Raw genomic sequence first — 19,678 nt, forward strand, 5'->3', positions numbered from 1 at the left:
TTAGCGGCTTTTTTATTTGGCTTTAACAGCTAAACGTTATGCACTAGGTGCGTTACTGCCTACCGGGTTATCTGATACTTCTGCGCTGGTGGTTGGCTGGTTGCGCTTATTTACTAACGTATCTTCAATTTCCTCAATGGTCTTATTCTTAGTCTCTGGCAGCAGTGGCCACAGCAGCAATAGGCCAATTAAGCCAAACACTGAGTACATTAAGAAGGTATTTGCTGCACCTAGGTTAGCTAATTGCCAAGGGAAAAACTGCTGGATTAAGTAACTGGCAACACTGGTGACCAATGCAAACAATGGGATCGCAACACTTCGTACCGAGTTAGGGAAAATCTCCGAAAACAGTACCCACATAATTGGCCCAATAGAAATGTGGAAAGCCGCGATAAAGGCCAAAATGCCCACTAAAATAACAATTGGGTTCACTGAAATAGCGGCTTCAATAATATGCCCTTCGCTTAGTCGCAGCGTGTCGGCATCATAGTTAGTTGCTAGCATTTCCTTAAAGCTAACATCATCAGCATATTGGCTATTTAGCTGCGCTTTAAGTGGAGTAGTATCGATTACCTCTTCAAGTTTATCGATGGTTTGTTGATTAATACTGTAGCTGGCGTTGCTAAAGCCGTACCAACAAGTTGCGTGGCTTAGTACAACCGCTAATAGCCCAAAGATAAGCAGTGGCTTTCGGCCAACTTTATCAATGAAGAAAACAGCTAATACTGTGAATACCACACTCGTTATGCCAATGTAGATAGCTTGTTGGAACGAGGCATTTAAGCCAAAACCAATTTGTTCGAACACAGTGGGAGCATAAAACAAAATTGCGTTCATACCGGTAATGCCTTGAACAACCGCCATGATAAAGCCAATAGCAAAAATAGTTTTCATTGGCGACGAGAACAACAGCTTAAGTTGTTCGGTAATGCTACTGGTGTCCTGATGTTCTTTTAGGTTCTGCTCAATCTCAGCCTGTACTTCTTCGGCGCGTTGCTCTGGCAATAGTTTTAGCAGTACTTCTTTAGCTTGTTCCTGTTTGTTTTTCATCATTAACCAGCGAGGAGATTCTGGCACGCGGCAAAGTAAGATTACCCAAAGCACCGCTGGAATAAGCTCCGAAGCTAACATGGTTCGCCATACGGTATCGGGGGCAAACAATAAGGAATTCTCGCTAACATGTAGCACTAAATAGTAGTTAATGAAGTAAGCCGCTAATAAACCAATCACAATGTTAAATTGGTTCGCCGAGACGAGTTTGCCACGCTGTTTAGCGGGGGCTATTTCACCAATGTACATAGAGGCTAAAGAAAGCGAGCTAAAGGCTAATCCGCCAATAAAGCGCGCCATGGTTAACATCATAAAGCTAGTTGCTAAAGCTGACAGCAAGGCTGAGACAACGTAAAGACCAGCAATAATTATGAGGGTTTTTTTACGGCCCAGGGCGTCGGCAGTTTTGCCGGCGACTAGCAAGGCCAAAATTGCACCTAAACTTGGCGCGCCTACTACAGTGCCAATTTGCAAATCAGTGAGGGAAAACTCCGACGCGATAAAGCGCACTGTGCCGGAAATAATGGCGGCATCTAAGCCAAATACAAAGCCGCCAATAGCCACAATTAACGCATACTTGTAAGCATTCCATGTTTTTATGTCCATCTTTGTTCCTCTTAGAAGGTTATTTTCGGAAGTTATTTAAGCATGTTTGGTTAGCCAATTTGTCGATCAAGATCGACATTGGTTGATCTTTTGTGTGTATTGGTTATCAATTGTGGTGTTTTATTGATTTTTTTGTTGTTAGAAGGGGAAGGGAGCGGAACAGATCAGAAAGGAGTAAACGCTGAAGCGGGGGGAGCGATAAAACAAGCATAAAAAAACACCGCGCTAGGGCGGTGTTTAAAGAAGGGGCGATTTACACTTCGAAAGGTTTAATCTTATCCCAGTCAAACTCGACACCCACGCCTGGGGTATCTGGTGCTACAGCACGATGATCTTTAACCACCAATGGACGCTTGGTGTATTCATCAATTGGGAAGCTATGTACTTCTAACCAGCCAGAATTTGGCTGAGAAGACACTAAGCTCACATGTAATTCTTGCATGCCATGAGAACATGCCGGAATGCCATGTTGGTCGGCTAAGCGGGCGGCTTTAAGCCAGCCAGTAATACCGCCACAGTTTGAAGCATCGGGTTGCACAAAAGAAAGTTTGGCGCGCTCGAAGGCATATTCAAATTCGTGAATGGTATGTAGGTTTTCGCCCATAGCCAAAGGAATAGAAGTGGCATCGGCAATCTTGCCGTAACCTAGGTAGTCATCTGGAATGGTTGGCTCTTCAAACCAGGTAATATCGTATTGCTCTACGGCTTTAGATAAAGCAATGGCTTGCTCAACACTTAATGAGTAGTTGGCATCGATCATAAAGGTAACGTCTTTACCAATTAGCTCACGCACCGCTTTAATACGAGCAATATCTTCATTGGCATCGGCGCGACCAATTTTGATTTTAACCGCGTTGTAGCCCTTATCTAAGTAACCTTGAATATTGGCCAATAGCTTTTCGGTGGTAAATTGTAAATCGATACCGCCGCAATACGCTTTACAGCTAGAGTTTTTAGCACCAGTCATTTTCCATAAAGGTTGATTTAAACGCTTACCTTTTAGATCCCAAAGGGCAATATCTACCGAAGATATGGCAAAAGAAGCGATACCACCACGGCCTACATAGTGAATATGCCACTCCATAAAGTCGTAAATTTCGTCGATTTGGCTGGCATCTTTACCGATAAGAGCTGGTGCTAAGTCGTGCTCAACCATTGCTTTAATGGCATAGCCGCCTTTACCGCCAGTATAGGTATAACCGGTACCTTCACTGCCATCTTCTAAAGTAATGGTGGTGGTCACTAACTCAAAGTGGTCGTGATCGCCGTGTTTGGCGTCCGATAAAATCTCCGCTAAAGGAATTTTAAACAAACGCGCTGTAACTGATTTAATTGCTGTATTCATGTTTGTTCTCTTACTCGGCAAGTTGCGCCACAATGTCTTTCACTAATTGACCGATGGTATCCCATTCGCCCTTATTAATAAGTGATTTATCTACCATCCAAGTGCCACCACAGGCTAAAACGCCGGGTAATGCCAAGTATTTTTCAATGTTGTTTTGATTGATGCCGCCAGTAGGCATTACTTGAATGTTGGTATATGGACCAAGTAAAGACTTAAGCATGGCAATGCCGCCAGAGGCTTCTGCTGGGAAGAACTTCACTGTATCTAAACCTAGCTCTAATGCTTGCTCTACCGTTGACGGATTATTAACGCCAGGAATAATAGCAATGTTGTGCTTCTGACAGGCTTTAACGGTATTTGGGTTTAAACCTGGAGAAACAATAAAGCTAGCTCCGGCCTCTTTAGCAGCTATTACTTGTTCTTCGTTTAAGATGGTTCCTGCACCAATTAGCATATCTGGCTGTGCTTCGCGAAGTAGGCGAATTGCCTCTGCTGCCGCGTCTGAGCGGAAGGTGATTTCGGCAACTGGCAAACCATTTTTACTTAACTGTTCGCCTAGTTGCACGATGTCGCTGGCTTTATCGATAGCAATTACTGGAATTACTTTAAATTGCTTCAGCAGAGAGTTTAAATTTTCCATGTTTTTGTCCGTAATATTAAAAGTAAAATTAACTAAGGCCGATACGTTGCTCTACTTGAGCAAGAGTAGGTAGCGGCGCTACAGCGCCATAGCCAGTGATGGTGATAGAAGCGGTAGCATTAGCGTATTTAAGGCATTCTTGTAGTTCTGCGCCGCGTACATAATGGGTACAGAATGAACCAGCAAATGAGTCACCTGCGGCTGTTGCGTCTACAGCGCTTACCTTGTGGGGTTTGATGCTAAATCGCTCGTGTTGGTTAGCTACTGTTGCGCCTTCAGAGCCCTGTTTTAGCACAACAATTTTGGCGCCTAACTGTAAGTAATGATCGATGATTTCATCGGCATGTGTAAGGCCGGTAAGCAGTTGTGCTTCATCAATGCTAGGGAAGCAAATGTCTACCTGGCTAATGGTTTCATTGATGATGGCTTTAGCACGATTAAGCGACCACAGTTTTAAGCGTAGGTTAGTATCGTAAGAGACCAAGGTATCGGTTTTACGCGCCAGCTCAATGGCGGCAAAAACTGCGTCACAGCTGGTGTCACTAATGGCTTGGGTAATTGCAGTAGTATGTAGCAGTTTAGCATTGGCTATCGCTTCAACAGGAAGTTGCTGCTTACTAATAAGGCTGGCTGCAGAGCCTTTTCTTAGGAATGAAAAGTGATGCCCTTCTTCATTATGAGTAATAAAATAGACGCCCGTGTGTGCACTCGCGTTACTTACTACTAAATCACTTGCTACAGATTCACGTTTCCACAGCGCTCTAAATTGCTCACCAAATTCGTCGTCCCCTAAGTGGGTGATCATGCCTACGTTGGCGCCTTGACGTGCTGCTGCAATGGCGAAGTTAGAAACATCGCCACCAAAGCCGCTTAAAAAATCTGGCTCCATGGCTTTAGACTGCTTTATTTGGCTGAATTCATACATGGGTTCGCCAAAACTTAATATCTCGCTAAACATGACCTGTCCTATTTGATTGAATTAATAAGAAGGGTTAATCCCTTAATGATGTTGATGGTATGGGATGAATTTATTTTGGTCAACCAAAATGGTTTTTAGAGCCTCAACACGGATAAATTAAATTCAATCTTAATGGGTGTATTTTAAGTTGTTGTTTTAATTGTATTTTATGTCTTTTTGTTGATTATTTTTATTGATCTTAAACAATATTGGACTGCTATTTACTGTATTATTGTTAGCCATTCTAGCTGCATTGGTTTACCATTTTGTGATTATAGTCACGGCTATCTAACCGCTTTGTCGGTATAAATGCCGTATTGGTTGAACAATTGGGTGAGTGAATGGCAGCAAGTAATCAAATAAGCCAGTGTAAAGATCGGTTTAATGAAGCAACAACATACGACAGGGAACAGTTAAGCACTAAGATTGTTCACATAGGTTTTGGCGCGTTTCATCGCGGCCACCAAGCGGTGTACAACGACTTAACTAACCAAGCATCTGGCGAGTTATGGGGCATTTGTGAAATTAACATGTTTGGTAGCGAAGACTTAGTTGCCAACTTAGTTGCTCAAGACTGTTTGTTTAGTGTTGTTGAAAAATCTAAAGACACCACGACTTCTCGCTTAGTTCGTACCGTTACCGAAGCTATTCATACGCCTGTAAGTGGTATTGCAACGGCCATTGCTAAAATAGCCGAACCACAAGTAGCGATAGTGTCGCTAACCATTACCGAAAAAGGTTACTGCGTTGACCCACAATCGGGTGAGCTTGATGAAGCAAACGCACTGATTAAACATGACTTAGCAAATCCGCAGCAACCGCAATCGGCCTTAGGTTTAATTACCGAAGCGCTGCGAATTCGTCGTGACAATGGCTTAGCGCCAATTAGCGTATTGTCTTGTGACAACATTCCTGAAAATGGTCACCTAACCAAGAATGCTTTGTTGTCTTACGCTCGTAAGTTAGATAAAGAGCTGGCCAGCTGGATTGAGCAAAATGTTAGCTTCCCTAGCACTATGGTTGACCGAATTTGTCCAGCTATGACAGCCGAAGCCTTTGCCGCGATTGAAGCTGAAGTTGGTTATGCCGACCCGTGTGGCGTGGTATGTGAAGATTTCCGTCAATGGGTAGTAGAAGACAACTTTGTAGCTGGTCGCCCAGATTGGGATTTAGCCGGTGCAATGTTTGTTGCTGATGTATTGCCTTACGAAGAAATGAAACTGCGCATGTTAAATGGTAGTCACTCGTTCTTAGCATATAACGGCGCGCTTGCAGGTTACGAGTACATATACCAATGCATGCAAGATCCAGCATTTAAAGCGGCAACACTAAAACTGATGACTCAGGAGCAAGCTAAGTCATTAAGCCCGAGCCTTAACGTTGATTTGCCGGAATACGCCGATCTATTGATAGCGCGTTTTAGTAACGCCAACGTAAAACACAAAACTGCACAGATCGCGATGGACGGCTCTCAAAAGCTTCCACAACGCGCGGTTGATCCCTTATTACACCTACAAAACGCCGGCTTAAAAGTCACTTGTTTGCCAATTCTTATTGCAGGTTGGATGCATTCAGTTATTCGCGCTGTAAAAGCGGGTGAGCAAATTGTTGACCCATTAGCCGACGAGTTTAAACAGATTGTAGAAAGCAACGGCGAAGCGCTAGACCAAGCGAAAGCCTTGTTAGCTATTAACAAAATATTTGGAACGCTTGCTAAAGATAACGCCAAGTTTAGCCAACAGGTGGTATCAGCATTTGCCTCTATCGAAGAATACGGCATTGAGTCAGTTGTAGACTCCATTGCAGCGAATTAGGAAATATCAATGAAAACATTAGTTTGTAACGAACCATTCTCAATTGAGTATGTAGAGCGAGAGAAACCGTCTTATGCCGAAAACGAAGTACTACTGAAAGTTAAAGCAGTAGGTATTTGTGGCACCGACATTCATGCCTTTGCTGGTCGTCAGCCATTTTTTAGCTACCCGCGGGTACTTGGCCACGAAATTAGTGGTGTAGTTGAAGCCACTGGCAGTGCTTGTAGCACCGCTAAAGTGGGCGAGCGTTTCTCGGTTATTCCGTGTATTCCTTGTGGCGAATGTTCAGCTTGTGCAGAAGGTAAAACCAACTGCTGTGAGAATGTTTCTTTATATGGCGTACACCAAGATGGCGGCTTTACAGAGTACCTAAGCGTACTTGAAAGCAACCTGGTTAAATTGCCAGAAACCGTTAGCGATAGCCAAGGTGCATTAATCGAATGTTTCGCTATTAGTGCTCATGCGGTGCGTCGCGCCGAAGTTAAAGCTGGCCAACGAGTGCTGCAAGTTGGTGCTGGCCCAATCGGTTTAGCGGCAGCTGCTATTGCTAAAGCTAATGGCGCAGAAGTGGTAGTTGCAGACGTAAGTGATGAGCGCCGCGCACATGTAGAAAAAGCCTTGGGCATTAAAACCTTAAATCCTCTTGCGGAAAATTATGTGGATGACCTAAAAGCAGCCTTTGGCGGCAACTTGGCATGTACCTTATTAGACGCCACTGGGAACAAAGGCTCTATGAGCCGCAGTGTTGAGCTAATTCGCCATGGCGGCAAGATTGTATTCATCGGTTTATACATCGGTGACTTGGTGCTAGATGACCCAACATTCCACAAAAAAGAAACCACATTATTAAGCAGTCGCAACGCCACTCGTGAAGATTTTGAGCGCGTGATTGAGTTAATGAGCAAAGGCGAAATCGACGAGAACATCATGAAAAACCGTGATTATGACTTTGACACAGTTGGTCTTTCTTACCAACAAGATGTAGTGAACAACGCAACGCTTATTAAGGGCGTTATTAATTTTTAGTCGCGCAGGTAAATATGACAACAGTACACGTAAAGGAAGCCGAGTTAAAAGGACTTGCGCTTAACAAACTTATCGCCGCTGGCCTTGATGAAAACACGGCCAAGGAAGTAACCGAAGTATTAATACATGCGGATGCTACCGGTGTTCATTCACACGGAGTTATGCGCGTAGAACATTACTGTGAGCGTTTAGCCAAGGGTGGCTTAAACGCTAAAGCAACATTTTCAGTAGAGCAAGTATCGCCTTCGGTAGCGGTATTAGACTCTGATGACGGCATGGGCCACTCGGCGCTTATTGCTGCCACCAAACACGGCATAAACCTAGCTTCTGATACCGGCTTAGGTTTTGTAAGTGTCAAGAATACCTCGCATTGTGGGGCGCTTTCATACTTCATGGAGCAAGCCACAAATGCGGGTATGATTGCCATTGGTATGACTCAAACCGATACCTGTGTAGCACCCCATGGTGGCGCAGCTAAGTTTTTGGGAACCAACCCAATTGCCTTTGGTTTTCCGGTTGAAGGCTCAACGCCAATGATTATCGACATGGCTACAAGTGCAACCGCATACGGCAAGTTACTGCACGCCAAAGAAACCGGTAAGTCTATTGGCAAAGGTTTAGCTATTGATGCAGAGGGTAACGAAACCACCGATCCGCATAAAGTGGCGAACTTACTGCCATTTGGTGGGCATAAAGGTTCAGGCATTGCGCTGGCGATTGACGCGCTAACGGGCATTTTGATGGGCGCTAATTTCGGTAACCACATTGTGAAAATGTATGGTGACTACGAAAAAATGCGTAAGTTGGCGAGCTTAGTGATAGTGATTGATCCTAAGAAACTCGGTAACCCTATGTTTGCAGTGATGATGGCTGCAATGGTGAAAGAACTGCACGAAGTTCCACCGGTTCCGGGTGTTGATAAAGTGCTTGCGCCAAATGACCTTCAAGTGGCTTATCGTGCCGAGTGCGACCTTAATGGCATTCCTGTTGCGCAAGGTGTTTACGACTACCTAGTGAGCTAAGTGTTTTAAAAAAGGTAGCAATATGGTGTCGCTCTGTGTTGCTACTAGCCTAGGTGCTCTCCTGCAATGGTTCCGCGGGCACCTAGGTTTCTCCTCTTTTTATCTGTGACTAGCCCTTAGTTACGGTGCCTTTCTTATTGGTATTACTTATTGTTTTTAATGACTTTTTTATTGGTATTGAGTTTTCCAAATATCGCTTTGGCTCACATTAGAACTTGAATTGGTGTGCTAATTTTGTAATCTGGTTATCCAATATTGCTTAGTGGTTGTCCAAATATTGGTTTTGGTTATCCTTTTAAGGGAGGAAATATTGTGTTGTTTAAAAAGAGCAACTTAGCAATCCTAGTATCAGTTGTATTAGCTGGGGTATCTACATCAAACGTCATTGCAGATGACACTAAGCAGTCTAGTGAAAATGCAGCCACTTCGGGTGATATGACCAGCGCGGCAACGCCGCTTGATTTCACCGAGCCAGCAGTATTAGAAAAAATTACCAATAGTCATAGTCAGTTCTCGGTGCTTAAGAAAACCGCAGAGCAAAGTAAAGATGGCTTAAAGATGAATTTTGATGCGATCTCTGAAGCCGAGGCGCAATCTAAATGGCCAAACGTAAAAATCCACTCTAAGGCAGGCCCTTGGGATTGGAATACCAAAGGCGGCTTAAAAGTAGCCCTAGAAAATCCAGGCAGTGAAGACGTTCGCATCGAAATGAAAGTGAGCGATAACATTGGCATTATGGGATCGGCCGACAACCAAGTTGATTTACCAATTATTTTGCCAGCGGGCAAAACTACCACCGTAGACTTTTTGTTTAACGGTACGCAAATGAATATCGACGGCTACCGCGGTGGTGCTAAGTTAAACCTAAAAAGCATTGCCGAAATCCAATTCTATTCAGTGGGGCCTATCGCTGCGCAAGAAGTGGTAATTCGTGACATTAACTTTATTGAACGTACCGGCGATTTTGTGAAATCGGAAGCGCGTGAAGCGGAAGTTATTGCTGCACCTATTCCAACTCTTTTAGCGTTGTCTGATTTTGATGATGGCTCAAAAGGCATTGTTAGCAAGACTCATGGCACAACCATCACCTCAGTGAAGCGTGATGAGGGTAAAGGCCTTAAAATTGATTACTCCGCAGACGCGTCTTACCCCAGCGTAACTTTTAGTGCAGATAAACCTTGGAACTGGTCTGAACATGGTGACTTTACCTTAGCCCTTGATATTGAAAATATTGGTGATGCCGGCGCACAACTATTTATTCGCGTAGACGATGACGTAAATGAGAAGCAAGGGGGTAGCGCAAATGGTGTTATCCATAGTCGTACTGGTTATGTTCAGTTGCCAGCAGGCGAAGCGGGTACTTACTACTTCACATTAGAAGAGCTAGCGAAAACGCTTGATTCTGGAATGCGAGGCGAGCCACCGAAGAAGTCTTATCAAGCGCAAGCAATCAACTTTGGTTGGGGTGAGCAGAAGCTAGATCTAAGCAATATTGTTAGCTTCCAACTCTATATGCAAGATCTGCAAAAAGACCTGAGTTTAGTTATCGATAACATTCGTTTAGTGCCTAATTTGAGTGCCGATACCAGCCGCTATGAAGGTTTGCTGGATGAGTTTGGTCAGTTTACCAATGAAGACTGGGCAGAAAAAATTCACTCAGCTGAAGAGCTACAGGCGCATGCAAAAGCTGATGTTAAGTTGATTGATTCGGCCAAACCTATGGACGACCGTACGCCATATGGTGGTTGGAAAAATGGACCTAAACTAGAAGCGACGGGTTACTTTAGAACTGAGAAAGTAGATGGGAAATGGTCTTTAGTTGACCCAAGCGGTTACCTGTATTTTGCCACAGGTTTAGACAACATTCGCATGGATGATACCTACACCACCACCGGCGTTGGCTTTACCGATTTGGTGTTGTCGGAAGATCTTAGCTTGCGTCCTAGCCAGATTTCTCAAGACAGCTATGTAGATAATCAAGATGCTCGTTCAGTGGCTTCGCAGTTACGTAACAGCATGTTTACTTGGTTACCTAGCTATCAAGATGCCTTGGCGCAAAACTATCAATATTCCACCATGATTCACACCGGCCCGCTTGAGCATGGCGAGGTTTATAGCTTTTACAGTGCTAACTTGCAGCGTAAATATGCGCCCGATTCTCGCGATGAAGCGATTGCGGTATGGCGTGACGTAACGCTGGCTCGTATGTTGGATTGGGGTTTTACCTCGTTAGGTAACTGGGCCGATCCAAGTTTTTACGGTAATCAAAAAGTTGCGTACGTAGCAAACGGTTGGATTGTGGGCGACCACCAACGCATTAATACCGGTAACGATTACTGGGGCCCAATGCACGACCCATACGACCCAGAGTTTGTTGAGTCTGTGAAAACAATGGCTAAGCAAGTTGCCGCAGAAGTAGAGCAAGACCCTTGGTGTATAGGCACCTTTGTGGATAACGAAATGAGCTGGGGTAACACCGAGTTTGACGCTAACCACTATGCCTTAGCGATTGCTGCTTTGCGTGCTGACGCTAAAGATAGCTTTGCTAAAGCTGCATTTGTTGGCTTGTTAGAAGCGAAATATGCGCAAGATATCCAGGCGCTGAACAAGGCATGGGGAAGCGAACTTAAATCATGGGATGAACTGGCTAAAGGCTATGTGCATCAAGGTGATTTGAACGACGCACTTAAGGCCGATTACAGTATGTTCTTGGCTGACCACTCTGATCGTTACTTTGCGATTGTACAGCAACAGATGAAGCAGGTATTACCTAACCACCTTTACCTAGGTGCGCGTTTTACCGAGTGGGGGATCACTCCTGAAGCTGCAAATAGTGCTGCCCAATATGTAGATGTAATGAGTTACAACCTCTACGGCAACGACATGTCGAAGGGCGATTGGAGCCACCTTGCTGAGTTGGATATGCCAAGCATTATTGGTGAGTTCCACTTTGGTGCTACCGACAGCGGGATGTTCCACCCTGGTCTAGTGGCTGCCGATACCCAGCAAGGGCGTGCCGAGAAGTATGCCCACTATATGGATAGTGTTATTGCTAATCCTTACTTTGTTGGTGCGCATTGGTTCCAGTACCTAGATTCGCCAACTACTGGTCGAGCTTGGGACGGAGAAAACTACAACAATGGTTTTGTCACTGTAGCTGACTCGCCCTATGAAAAACTGGTAGCAGGAGCTGCAGAAGTTAACCGTAAGCTGTATCCACAGCGTTACCCAGAGCTGGTGAAGTAGGCTCTGTTTGTAGCCAAAAGACGAGCCTAGCTCGTCTTTTGTTTTATCTAAATCACTATAAAAATCATTACACTAAACGCGTAGTAAGGAAACATATGCCCACTATCATAGACGTAGCAAAAAAAGCTGGCGTGTCTGTTGCCACAGTATCGCGAATAATTAATCAAACTACCTTTGTTAGCGAAGCCAAGGTGGAAAAAGTAAATCAGGCGATAAAAGCACTAAATTTTATTCCAAATTATCATGCGCAAAATCTCACCAACAACCCCAAAATTGGTCCAGCGATGATTGTGCAGTCGATACAAGATCCGCTTACCGCAACCTTGCTAAAGGCTTTGTCGGCAGAAGCGTCCAGTAACTCAATGCCGCTACACTTGGTTTCTGGTGCGCATTCAGAAGCACAAGAAATTGAGATGTTAGAAAACTACTTAAGCCTTGGCGTGCAGTCGTTATATTTTGAAAGTGTCTATATGGAAGAAGCGAGACTGGGCGAGTTTATGCGTTTACATCCCGGTTTATTGGTGGCTAAACGTCACTTACCAAGCTATGCCAAACAGTGTTTGCACCTAGACATTGTTACCAGCCTTTGGCTGGCAGTAAAGCTGTTGGTAGAGCACGGTCACAAGCATATTACGGTAATGTGCGAAGCGCAGCAGTACTGCGCTATTGAGCAAGGCTTAAGCCATATCGATAGCCCATTTAAGCAAGCTAATATTGCCCTTAGTCGCTTATCCCATGATCCCAACGACTGCTTAAGTAGTGATGCCTTATCATCGCCTGCTTCGGCTTTTGTTTGTTTGTCTGCTCGTTTAAGTTGGCCGGTATGGCAACAGCTAAAAGAGCAGTTGGGCTGCACTAATCCTTTTGAATTTATTGGCTCATCCAATAATGCAGCAGACAGCAAAGCCAGCTATAGCACTCTCTATTACCCAGTGCAGGCAATGGCGCAGCAAGCCTTAAGCTTCTTAAGTAGCGAACAGCAGGCTATTCCGAAAGTGTTTATGGCACAGCTTCAAGAGCGTTACTCCGACCAAGAATTGGGTTATTTAAGTGATTTAGGAGCAACCGCTTAATGCTAGAACAGCAAGCTAGTTAGGCTAGCTTGCCGTTCTTTATCGCCTAGACTTACTCAAGTATAAAGCGTTGTACTTTAAAGAAGCCCTCGGGCGTGGTAATTCTCACTAGAATATTTTCTTCTTCTCCAGTGTATTTTATTAACGCTAGGGCCCGACCTTGATGGGTGTCTATCTGGCTTGCGTTAAAGGTTTGCACACTGGCAGGGTGGCCATTATCTAGCCCTACTAACTCGGCTGGACCGGTTAGCTCAAAACTTAGTTGGGTGTTTTGATGGCTAACCCATTTTCCTTCACTATCTGCAAGTTGTACCACCAAGTGTTGGTAACCCGGTTGGCCTTTTTGTAATGGCGTGCCTTCAACAGTCACCACTAAGTCACTGGCGGTTTGAGTGGTGCTAAGGCGGTGGGTTGCCAACACTTTGCTATTGTTTTTAGCTAGAGCGACTAGCTCGCCAGGTTGAAACGGCAAGGCCCAACGAAACATTCTATCGGCTTGGTCAGCAAGTTGCTTACTGCCAATTGTTCGCCCGTTAAGTTGCAGCTCTACCTCTTGGCAATTGCTGATGACTTCAATGGCGATTAATTGGTTGCTGCTAAAATTCCAATGTTGTTGTTGCTCTGGCCAAATCCACAGTTTTTTCTTCCAAGCCTGCGGGTCGCGCTCTTCCAGGCTCAAACTATCGGTTTTGTATACAAAGCGTTCTTCATCAAATACCTGATTATGAATTTGCACCATGGGCTTGTTGGTCCACAGTGATTGAAACAGATAGTAGGGGGCTTTTTTAAAGGCAGCTGTATCGAGCAAACCAGCTGCCAGCGCCTTAGTTGGCCACTGCTGATGCACTTCACCTAAATAATCAATACCGGTCCATAGGAATAAACCCGCAACATGTGAGCGCTCACTTACCGCCTTCCACTCGTGCCATTGGGGCAATGCCTCGTTACTTATAATAGGAAGTTGGGGATGATGCTGATGGCCATAATCGTAAAGTACTTGTCGGTAACTAAAGCCAATTACATCTAAGGATTTTGCATAGCCATTTAAATAGCTTACCGAGGGCAATATACAGTTGGCGGTAACGGGCCTTGATACATCTTCTTCGCGCACCCATTGCGCTAATTGATGGGCTGTTTTGCCTATGTCGTAGTTATGATGAGGCAGGGTCTTGAGTTTATTGCTGATTTGTTGGGGAGAGTTTGGCGGTAAGTTCCAGAAGTAATTGCCATTCCAGTTGGCATCGAAAAAGCCGGTTGCTTCTACATTTCTTGGGTAGGTCCATTCTATCTCGTTGCCGATGCTCCACATGAAAATGCATGGGTGGTTGATGTGTGCTCTTAAGGCATTTTTGAGATCTTGTTTAGCGTGAGTTTGAAAATGCTCCGCATAACCTCGCGAGGCTGCATCATTATGCTGCTCATTCATGTTTAGGCGTTTGTCTTTGGGGAAGTCCCATTCATCAAAAAACTCGTCTTGAACTAAAAAGCCTAAACGGTCACACAGTGATAGAAGCACTTCAGATGAAGGATTATGCGCCATTCTAATCGCATTTACGCCAGCTTCTTTTAGCCTAGTGAGTCGACGTTCCCATACCGCTTCTGGCACAGCTGCGCCCACTAAGCCACCATCGTGATGTAAACAAACACCTTTAATTTTGGTGGCTTGCCCATTCAAAAAGAAGCCCTGTTGGCTGTTAAAATGAAAATCTCTAAGGCCAAAGCGTGTAGTGATGCAATCTAACTCTTTAGATCCAGCAGTTAGCTTAGTGGTCATTTGATAGAGGGTTGGGGAATCGGGAGACCACAGTTTGGGTTGCAATATGTCACAGCTAAAGGCAAAAGCTTGTTCTTTATTGCTTAGTGTTGCTTGATGTTGATAACTGGCAACCGGGCGCCCAGTGTCTAACTCAACAATATGACTATCTATTTGAATACGTTGATTTAGCTGCTCACTAACTACCTTAAACTTGTGCAGTATTTGAGCGAAGCCTTGGTTTATTTCTATGCTATCAACAACGCTACTCCAAATGGGAATATGCACAGGGTTTACGGTTATCAGTTTTACTTCTCGGTAAATGCCCGCTCCGGGATACCAACGGCTGTCGGCTATCCGGCTGCGGTCTACTTTTATCTTCAGCTGATTATCGCTCGCTTTTAAATACTGGCTTATCTCGAAGTAAAATGGTGAGTAACCATAGTGCTGTTTACCTAGTAATTGCTTGTTTAGCCAAAGGCTTGCGTTGTTGTAGATCCCGTCAAACAAGATAAACACCCGTTGACCTTTTTTTAGCTCTTTCATATCAAAGTTTTTTTGGTACCAGCCAATACCGCCTGGCAAGTAGGCCGTTGCACCTTCCAGTTCAGATGAAAATGGCTGCTCAATGCTCCAGTCGTGGGGCAGGGTAACGCTACGCCAGTCTGCTTCAATTGTTGTTTGGTTAGCTGTTTGTAATTGGAACTGCCAATCAGCATTAAAATCGCTAGTTTGGCGTGATGCTTTAGGCGTATTGCTGGAAATAGACATGAAATCTCGACGTACAAAAATAGGGAGTGATAGCTGCTGAGCTAAGGGGAAATAGTTAGCCCACCGGGCGGTGGGCTAACAGCTTACTTAATTTGAATTTTGATAAGTTGAAGCATCAAGAACTTGTTTCTTCACCCGGTAGCGACAAATAAAGTTCCAGTTCCACGAGGCGTCATACTTGTGGCACAAGCCCCACTCAAGGCCTGGTGACTCGATGGCTGTCTCTTGATTTGGGCGGAATATGCCTAGCGCTTCTGGCGCGCCTTTAATATAAGACATGATTTCGAAGTTAATACCATCAGCTGCCCACTGCACGGTATTCTTTTCTGGGCCGTCGGTGGTGATTAGCGAGGCTATCCCGCCATCTTTGTGCCAAACCGCAACTTCGTGGCCACTGTTTGAAATAGGGTTGTACTCCGATTTCACATACGGGCCAAGAATGTCTTTTGCTATCGCCACGCCGTGTTTAATTTCGCGGCCGCCCATGTTCATTTCTTCACCCATGGTTTCACCTTTATAGTAAAGGTAGAACTCACCCTTGAAGAACATTAGGCAGGGATCGTGCACTTTATGGCTGTCGAAACTGCCTTTTGAATTGACCAAGAATCGATTGTCTTCTTCGGTGCGCCATTCGCCATCTTTAGCTGGGCTTACAATTGGAGCTGGTGATTTGGTCCATGGGCCAAATGGGCTATCGGCCCAAGCAATGGCAATCTCTTCAAATTGTCGGTTGGTGTAAGGCGCCTGAACAGTTTGGTAAACTAAGTAGTATTTGCCGTCGTGGGCTAAAACTTCTGGGGTGAATACGGCGCGGTCATCGTAGGCTCCTGCTTCACCTGGGGCAATAGCACAACCGTGCTCTTTCCAAGTAATGCCATCTTCAGAACTGGCATGCCAAACTTCGGTCAGATCCCAAGGAAAAACCTTATCTTGAGGGTTGCCAGTAAAGCCGAGAGTTTCGCCTTCACCTTTGGTATACCAGCAGTGGTAAACACCCTCTACCTCTATTACTGCGGTGGGGTCACGACGAATCACACCCTCTTCAAAAGCAAAGTCACCTTGTAAGCTTTGCTCTTCAAACTCAACCATCCACTCAGGCCCTTTTTTATCGTAACCACGCTCAATAGCGCGTTTACTGGCCAAGCTTAGCTTGCTACCTGTCCCTGACATATCTACCTCTATTTGTCGAAAATCTAAATTGCTTAATAACTACTGGCTACAAAGGTAAACCAATTTCAAGTAATGGTACATTAACTTACTCTAAAGCAGCTATTGAGATGAAAGAAAAGTGACCAATGACACACTTTTGTAACTTAATTTTTAGCTTTCATAACCCACTTGTTTAATTTGACAATCTTTTTGTATGACAAGCTTTCCGGCCGCAAACCCCCATGAATAAAGGCTTGGCGAATGTTAACGCTTATTAACTCATCAACCAATTGGCTGTAAGACCTAGCATTTTGCCAACCAATAGCCGTATTTATGTCGAAATGTTAGCGGTGTCACTTTAAATTGGTTGATCATTATGTACGATGAAGCAAGTTATTTAGATATTGGTTTACCAGTGTGCTAGGCATTGAGTAGCTATCGCAAAATTAATGGAGTAATCATGAAAACCGATTCTAACCGAGTCGCCATGGGCAAAGTTTGCCTTATGTACTTTTTTTACAACTTCTTCTGGTCGTTAAGCTCAGGTTCTTTATTTGCTGTATGGCTAAACGACAAAGTTGGCATTGATGGCTCTCAGATTGGCGTATTGTTTGGCTTGCAAACCGGTATTGCGGTTTTGTTTAAACCTGCTTTTGGCTATATCCTCGATAAGCTTGGTCTTAAAAAACACCTTATATACTTCATCTCTTTCTTAAGCTTGTTAATTGGTCCTTTCTACATTTATGTTTACGGCCCACTACTGGGTAACGATTCAACATTTGTATTGGGTATTGTGGCTGGTTCTGTGTATTTGGGTATGTTGTTCCAAGCCGGCAGTGGTGTTATCGCTTCTTATAGTGACCGTTTTGCGCGTTGCCATGATAACGATTTCGGACTGGTTAACGGCTTTGGTATCGCGGCTTGGGGTGTTTCGGCAGTATTGGCTGGTTACTTGTATAACATCAACCCAGACTTCATTTTCTACGCCTGTAGTATTGCTGCTTTCTTAATGCTGTTGTGTGCTTGGTTACTTAAAGTAAGCCACTTAGAAAATGTTGATAACGAAGTTATCTCGCAGGACAAAATTCAAAAAGAAGATGTTATTCGCCTATTGAAGAACCCTAAAATGTGGGCCTTCATGACCTACGCGGGCACTATTTCGGTGGTGTTCTGGACTTCAATGAGCCAGTTTACTCGCTACTTTATTAGTTTCTTTCCTACCCAAGAAGAAGGTATTTCTTTTAGCTCTAACATGGACGGGCTTACCGCTATCTTCCTGTTCTTTGTGAGTGCTGGTGTGCCTTTTATTATTCGTAAAATTGGTGCTAAAGGCAGCCTTATTCTTACCGCTGTTGGTATCACCTCTTTCTTGCTAATGATTGGTTTTGCAGGCTTAGGTGAGAAAAACCTCTACTTAGCCATTGTTGCTAAATTGCTGTTCGGCATCGTTAATCCGCTGTTGATTGTGTCGGTATTTGCTTACACCGCTGAGCAGTTTGATAAGAAAGTAAATTCCTTTACTTACATGTTTGGATTCCAAGTGGTTAATAACCTGATGACGGCCATTGCTGCGCCAGTGATGGGTGTGATGTACGACCAACATGGATTCCCACATAGCTATATCTATTTTGGTGTGTTCGCTGCTGTTGCCACGGTATTGGCGATGTTCACACTAAGTTCCAAGAAGACGCTGACTACAACAGATCAACAAGAAACCGTAGCAGCTTAAACAATCGAAACACTATTTTTAAATAAGGATGTTAGGTAAACGTATGAAAACACGTATTTTTGCACTATCCGCTTTAGCGCTATCTTGCAGCATGGCTCATGCTCAAGAAGCTGCTTTAGACTACTTAGGAGCACAAGTGGTTGAAGGCGCTCGCTTCTGGGGCTACGGCCGTGGTGGTACAGGTACTTCTACAGATAAAGTACTGGGCTTACGTTCAGATTTAGCCAACAACGGCTTTAACATTATCGAAACTGCTGGTAACCCACACGCTCAAACCGGCCGTTTGGGTAACGAAGGTAACTTTGCTGAATTCCATATCGATTACGGTTTAGTTCTTAACGACATGAACTGGGTAATCAAAACCAACATCGCTACAGATATGGAGAAATTCAATCTGGATGAGTGGTGGGTAGCAGGCCAAGGCGTATTCAAATCTAATCCTGGTGCGGTAATTTGGGTTGGTAAGCGTTACTACCAGCGTTACAAAGCTGAAATCCTCGATTACCACATGCTGCAAAATGATGGCGTAGGTGCTGGTATTGATGATTGGGACTTTGGTTTTGCTAAATTTAACCTAGGTATTACCAAGCAAGAGAATGGCGATAGCTACGGTCAAGATTTCTGTTCAATCAACGATCCAACTTATGCTTGTGACAGCAGCGGTCGTTCGGGTTACCGCGGTGGTTACCACTCGGTAAATACTCGCTTACATGGTATGAAAATTACCGACAACATTGCTGCGGGCTTGTTCTTTAACTATGGCTTCTACGCAGGCTCTGATACTACTTTGAGCGAAAATGGCAGCATGACTGCCAAAGATATGAACCCAAATAGCTACCAGGCTGGTTTCCAAATTAAGCAGGGCCAATGGGCTGACTTTAATGAATTTGTCGTTCGTTACAGCAGCGACATTGGTAAGTCGATGACTCAAGATTGGTTAGATACTCCATCAACTCAGATTGGTGCGTTCTTCCAAGGTATGCAAGAGCTAGGTGACTCATTCCGACTTCAATACGCATTGGTATATGAAGGACAGAAGTTTGATGACGAAGCGCTAAAACGCAACTTAGTGTCTATTGATAAGTCTGATTGGGGCAACATTACCATTCGTCCTACTTACATCTGGGATGATCGCTTCTCTACGGATTTAGAATTGAGCTACGACCAAATCAAGCTAAATGCTCGTGAAGGTTACGGCGAGAGCGGTACTAACTCATCTTACAAAGTTACGCTGTCGCAAAACGTACACATTGGTGGCACCTTCTGGGATCGCCCGGTACTGCGTTTCTTCGTGACTTACGGTCAATCTGATACTCAAACCACGGTTTACAACAACCGCCATGGTGAAGGTGTAGAGAACCCAAGTTGGGAATGGCGTCACAACCCTTACGTAACAGAGAAGGGTAAAAACTCTGCTACTACAGTTGGCGCACAATTCGAAACGTGGTGGTAGGCCGCCCATAGTTATACCCACTTAGCACTAGAGCCCGTAAGCC

General features: G+C 44.5%; 13 protein-coding genes. 7 read left to right on the plus strand and 6 right to left on the minus strand.

What is annotated here, in order from left to right:
• Positions 1 to 36: 36 nt before the first annotated feature.
• From K5620_RS03840 to K5620_RS03855, 4 genes are all read right to left on the minus strand, one after another.
• The gene (locus K5620_RS03840) at positions 37 to 1,692 is read right to left on the minus strand and encodes a sugar porter family MFS transporter (protein ID WP_256471410.1); all 1,656 of its coding nucleotides are present in this window, start codon (positions 1,690 to 1,692) and stop codon (positions 37 to 39) included.
• 217 nt (positions 1,693 to 1,909) lie between these two features.
• A complete protein-coding gene (locus tag K5620_RS03845) occupies positions 1,910 to 3,001 on the minus strand; it encodes a mandelate racemase/muconate lactonizing enzyme family protein (RefSeq protein ID WP_016403224.1) in 1,092 nt (363 codons plus the stop codon).
• Between the two features lie 10 nt (positions 3,002 to 3,011).
• Positions 3,012 to 3,641, minus strand: coding sequence for a bifunctional 4-hydroxy-2-oxoglutarate aldolase/2-dehydro-3-deoxy-phosphogluconate aldolase (locus K5620_RS03850; protein WP_016403223.1), 630 nt, complete (start codon positions 3,639 to 3,641; stop codon positions 3,012 to 3,014).
• A gap of 28 nt (positions 3,642 to 3,669) precedes the next feature.
• On the minus strand, positions 3,670 to 4,599 hold the full coding sequence (locus K5620_RS03855) for a sugar kinase (RefSeq protein WP_016403222.1): 930 nt from the start codon (positions 4,597 to 4,599) through the stop codon (positions 3,670 to 3,672).
• 341 nt (positions 4,600 to 4,940) lie between these two features.
• Between K5620_RS03855 and K5620_RS03860 the strand changes: the two genes are divergently transcribed.
• From K5620_RS03860 to K5620_RS03880, 5 genes are all read left to right on the plus strand, one after another.
• Positions 4,941 to 6,413, plus strand: coding sequence for a mannitol dehydrogenase family protein (locus K5620_RS03860; protein ID WP_016403221.1), 1,473 nt, complete (start codon positions 4,941 to 4,943; stop codon positions 6,411 to 6,413).
• 9 nt (positions 6,414 to 6,422) lie between these two features.
• Positions 6,423 to 7,439: a zinc-binding alcohol dehydrogenase family protein gene (locus K5620_RS03865; RefSeq protein WP_016403220.1), complete on the plus strand. Its 1,017-nt coding sequence runs from the start codon at positions 6,423 to 6,425 to the stop codon at positions 7,437 to 7,439.
• Between the two features lie 14 nt (positions 7,440 to 7,453).
• Positions 7,454 to 8,461: an Ldh family oxidoreductase gene (locus K5620_RS03870; RefSeq protein ID WP_016403219.1), complete on the plus strand. Its 1,008-nt coding sequence runs from the start codon at positions 7,454 to 7,456 to the stop codon at positions 8,459 to 8,461.
• A gap of 312 nt (positions 8,462 to 8,773) precedes the next feature.
• On the plus strand, positions 8,774 to 11,707 hold the full coding sequence (locus K5620_RS03875; RefSeq protein WP_016403218.1) for a beta-galactosidase: 2,934 nt from the start codon (positions 8,774 to 8,776) through the stop codon (positions 11,705 to 11,707).
• Between the two features lie 95 nt (positions 11,708 to 11,802).
• Positions 11,803 to 12,780, plus strand: coding sequence for a LacI family DNA-binding transcriptional regulator (locus tag K5620_RS03880; RefSeq protein WP_016403217.1), 978 nt, complete (start codon positions 11,803 to 11,805; stop codon positions 12,778 to 12,780).
• Between the two features lie 52 nt (positions 12,781 to 12,832).
• On the opposite strand, the gene K5620_RS03885 is transcribed toward K5620_RS03880, so the two are convergent.
• Positions 12,833 to 15,304 (minus strand): glycoside hydrolase family 2 TIM barrel-domain containing protein, encoded by a 2,472-nt coding sequence (locus K5620_RS03885; RefSeq protein ID WP_016403216.1) that lies wholly within the window; start codon positions 15,302 to 15,304, stop codon positions 12,833 to 12,835.
• Positions 15,305 to 15,391: 87 nt separating this feature from the next.
• Positions 15,392 to 16,474 (minus strand): glycoside hydrolase family 117 protein, encoded by a 1,083-nt coding sequence (locus tag K5620_RS03890; protein ID WP_016403215.1) that lies wholly within the window; start codon positions 16,472 to 16,474, stop codon positions 15,392 to 15,394.
• A 439-nt stretch (positions 16,475 to 16,913) separates the two neighbouring features.
• On the opposite strand from K5620_RS03890, the gene K5620_RS03895 reads away from it, so the two are divergent.
• Positions 16,914 to 18,182 carry an oligosaccharide MFS transporter gene (locus K5620_RS03895; protein WP_016403213.1) on the plus strand — a complete coding sequence of 423 codons (1,269 nt, stop codon included), beginning with the start codon at positions 16,914 to 16,916 and terminating at the stop codon, positions 18,180 to 18,182.
• 43 nt (positions 18,183 to 18,225) lie between these two features.
• On the plus strand, positions 18,226 to 19,635 hold the full coding sequence (locus tag K5620_RS03900; RefSeq protein ID WP_016403212.1) for a carbohydrate porin: 1,410 nt from the start codon (positions 18,226 to 18,228) through the stop codon (positions 19,633 to 19,635).
• Positions 19,636 to 19,678 lie beyond the last annotated feature (43 nt).

It is taken from the genome of Agarivorans albus (assembly GCF_019670105.1).
GTDB classification, from domain to species: Bacteria; Pseudomonadota; Gammaproteobacteria; order Enterobacterales; family Celerinatantimonadaceae; genus Agarivorans; species Agarivorans albus.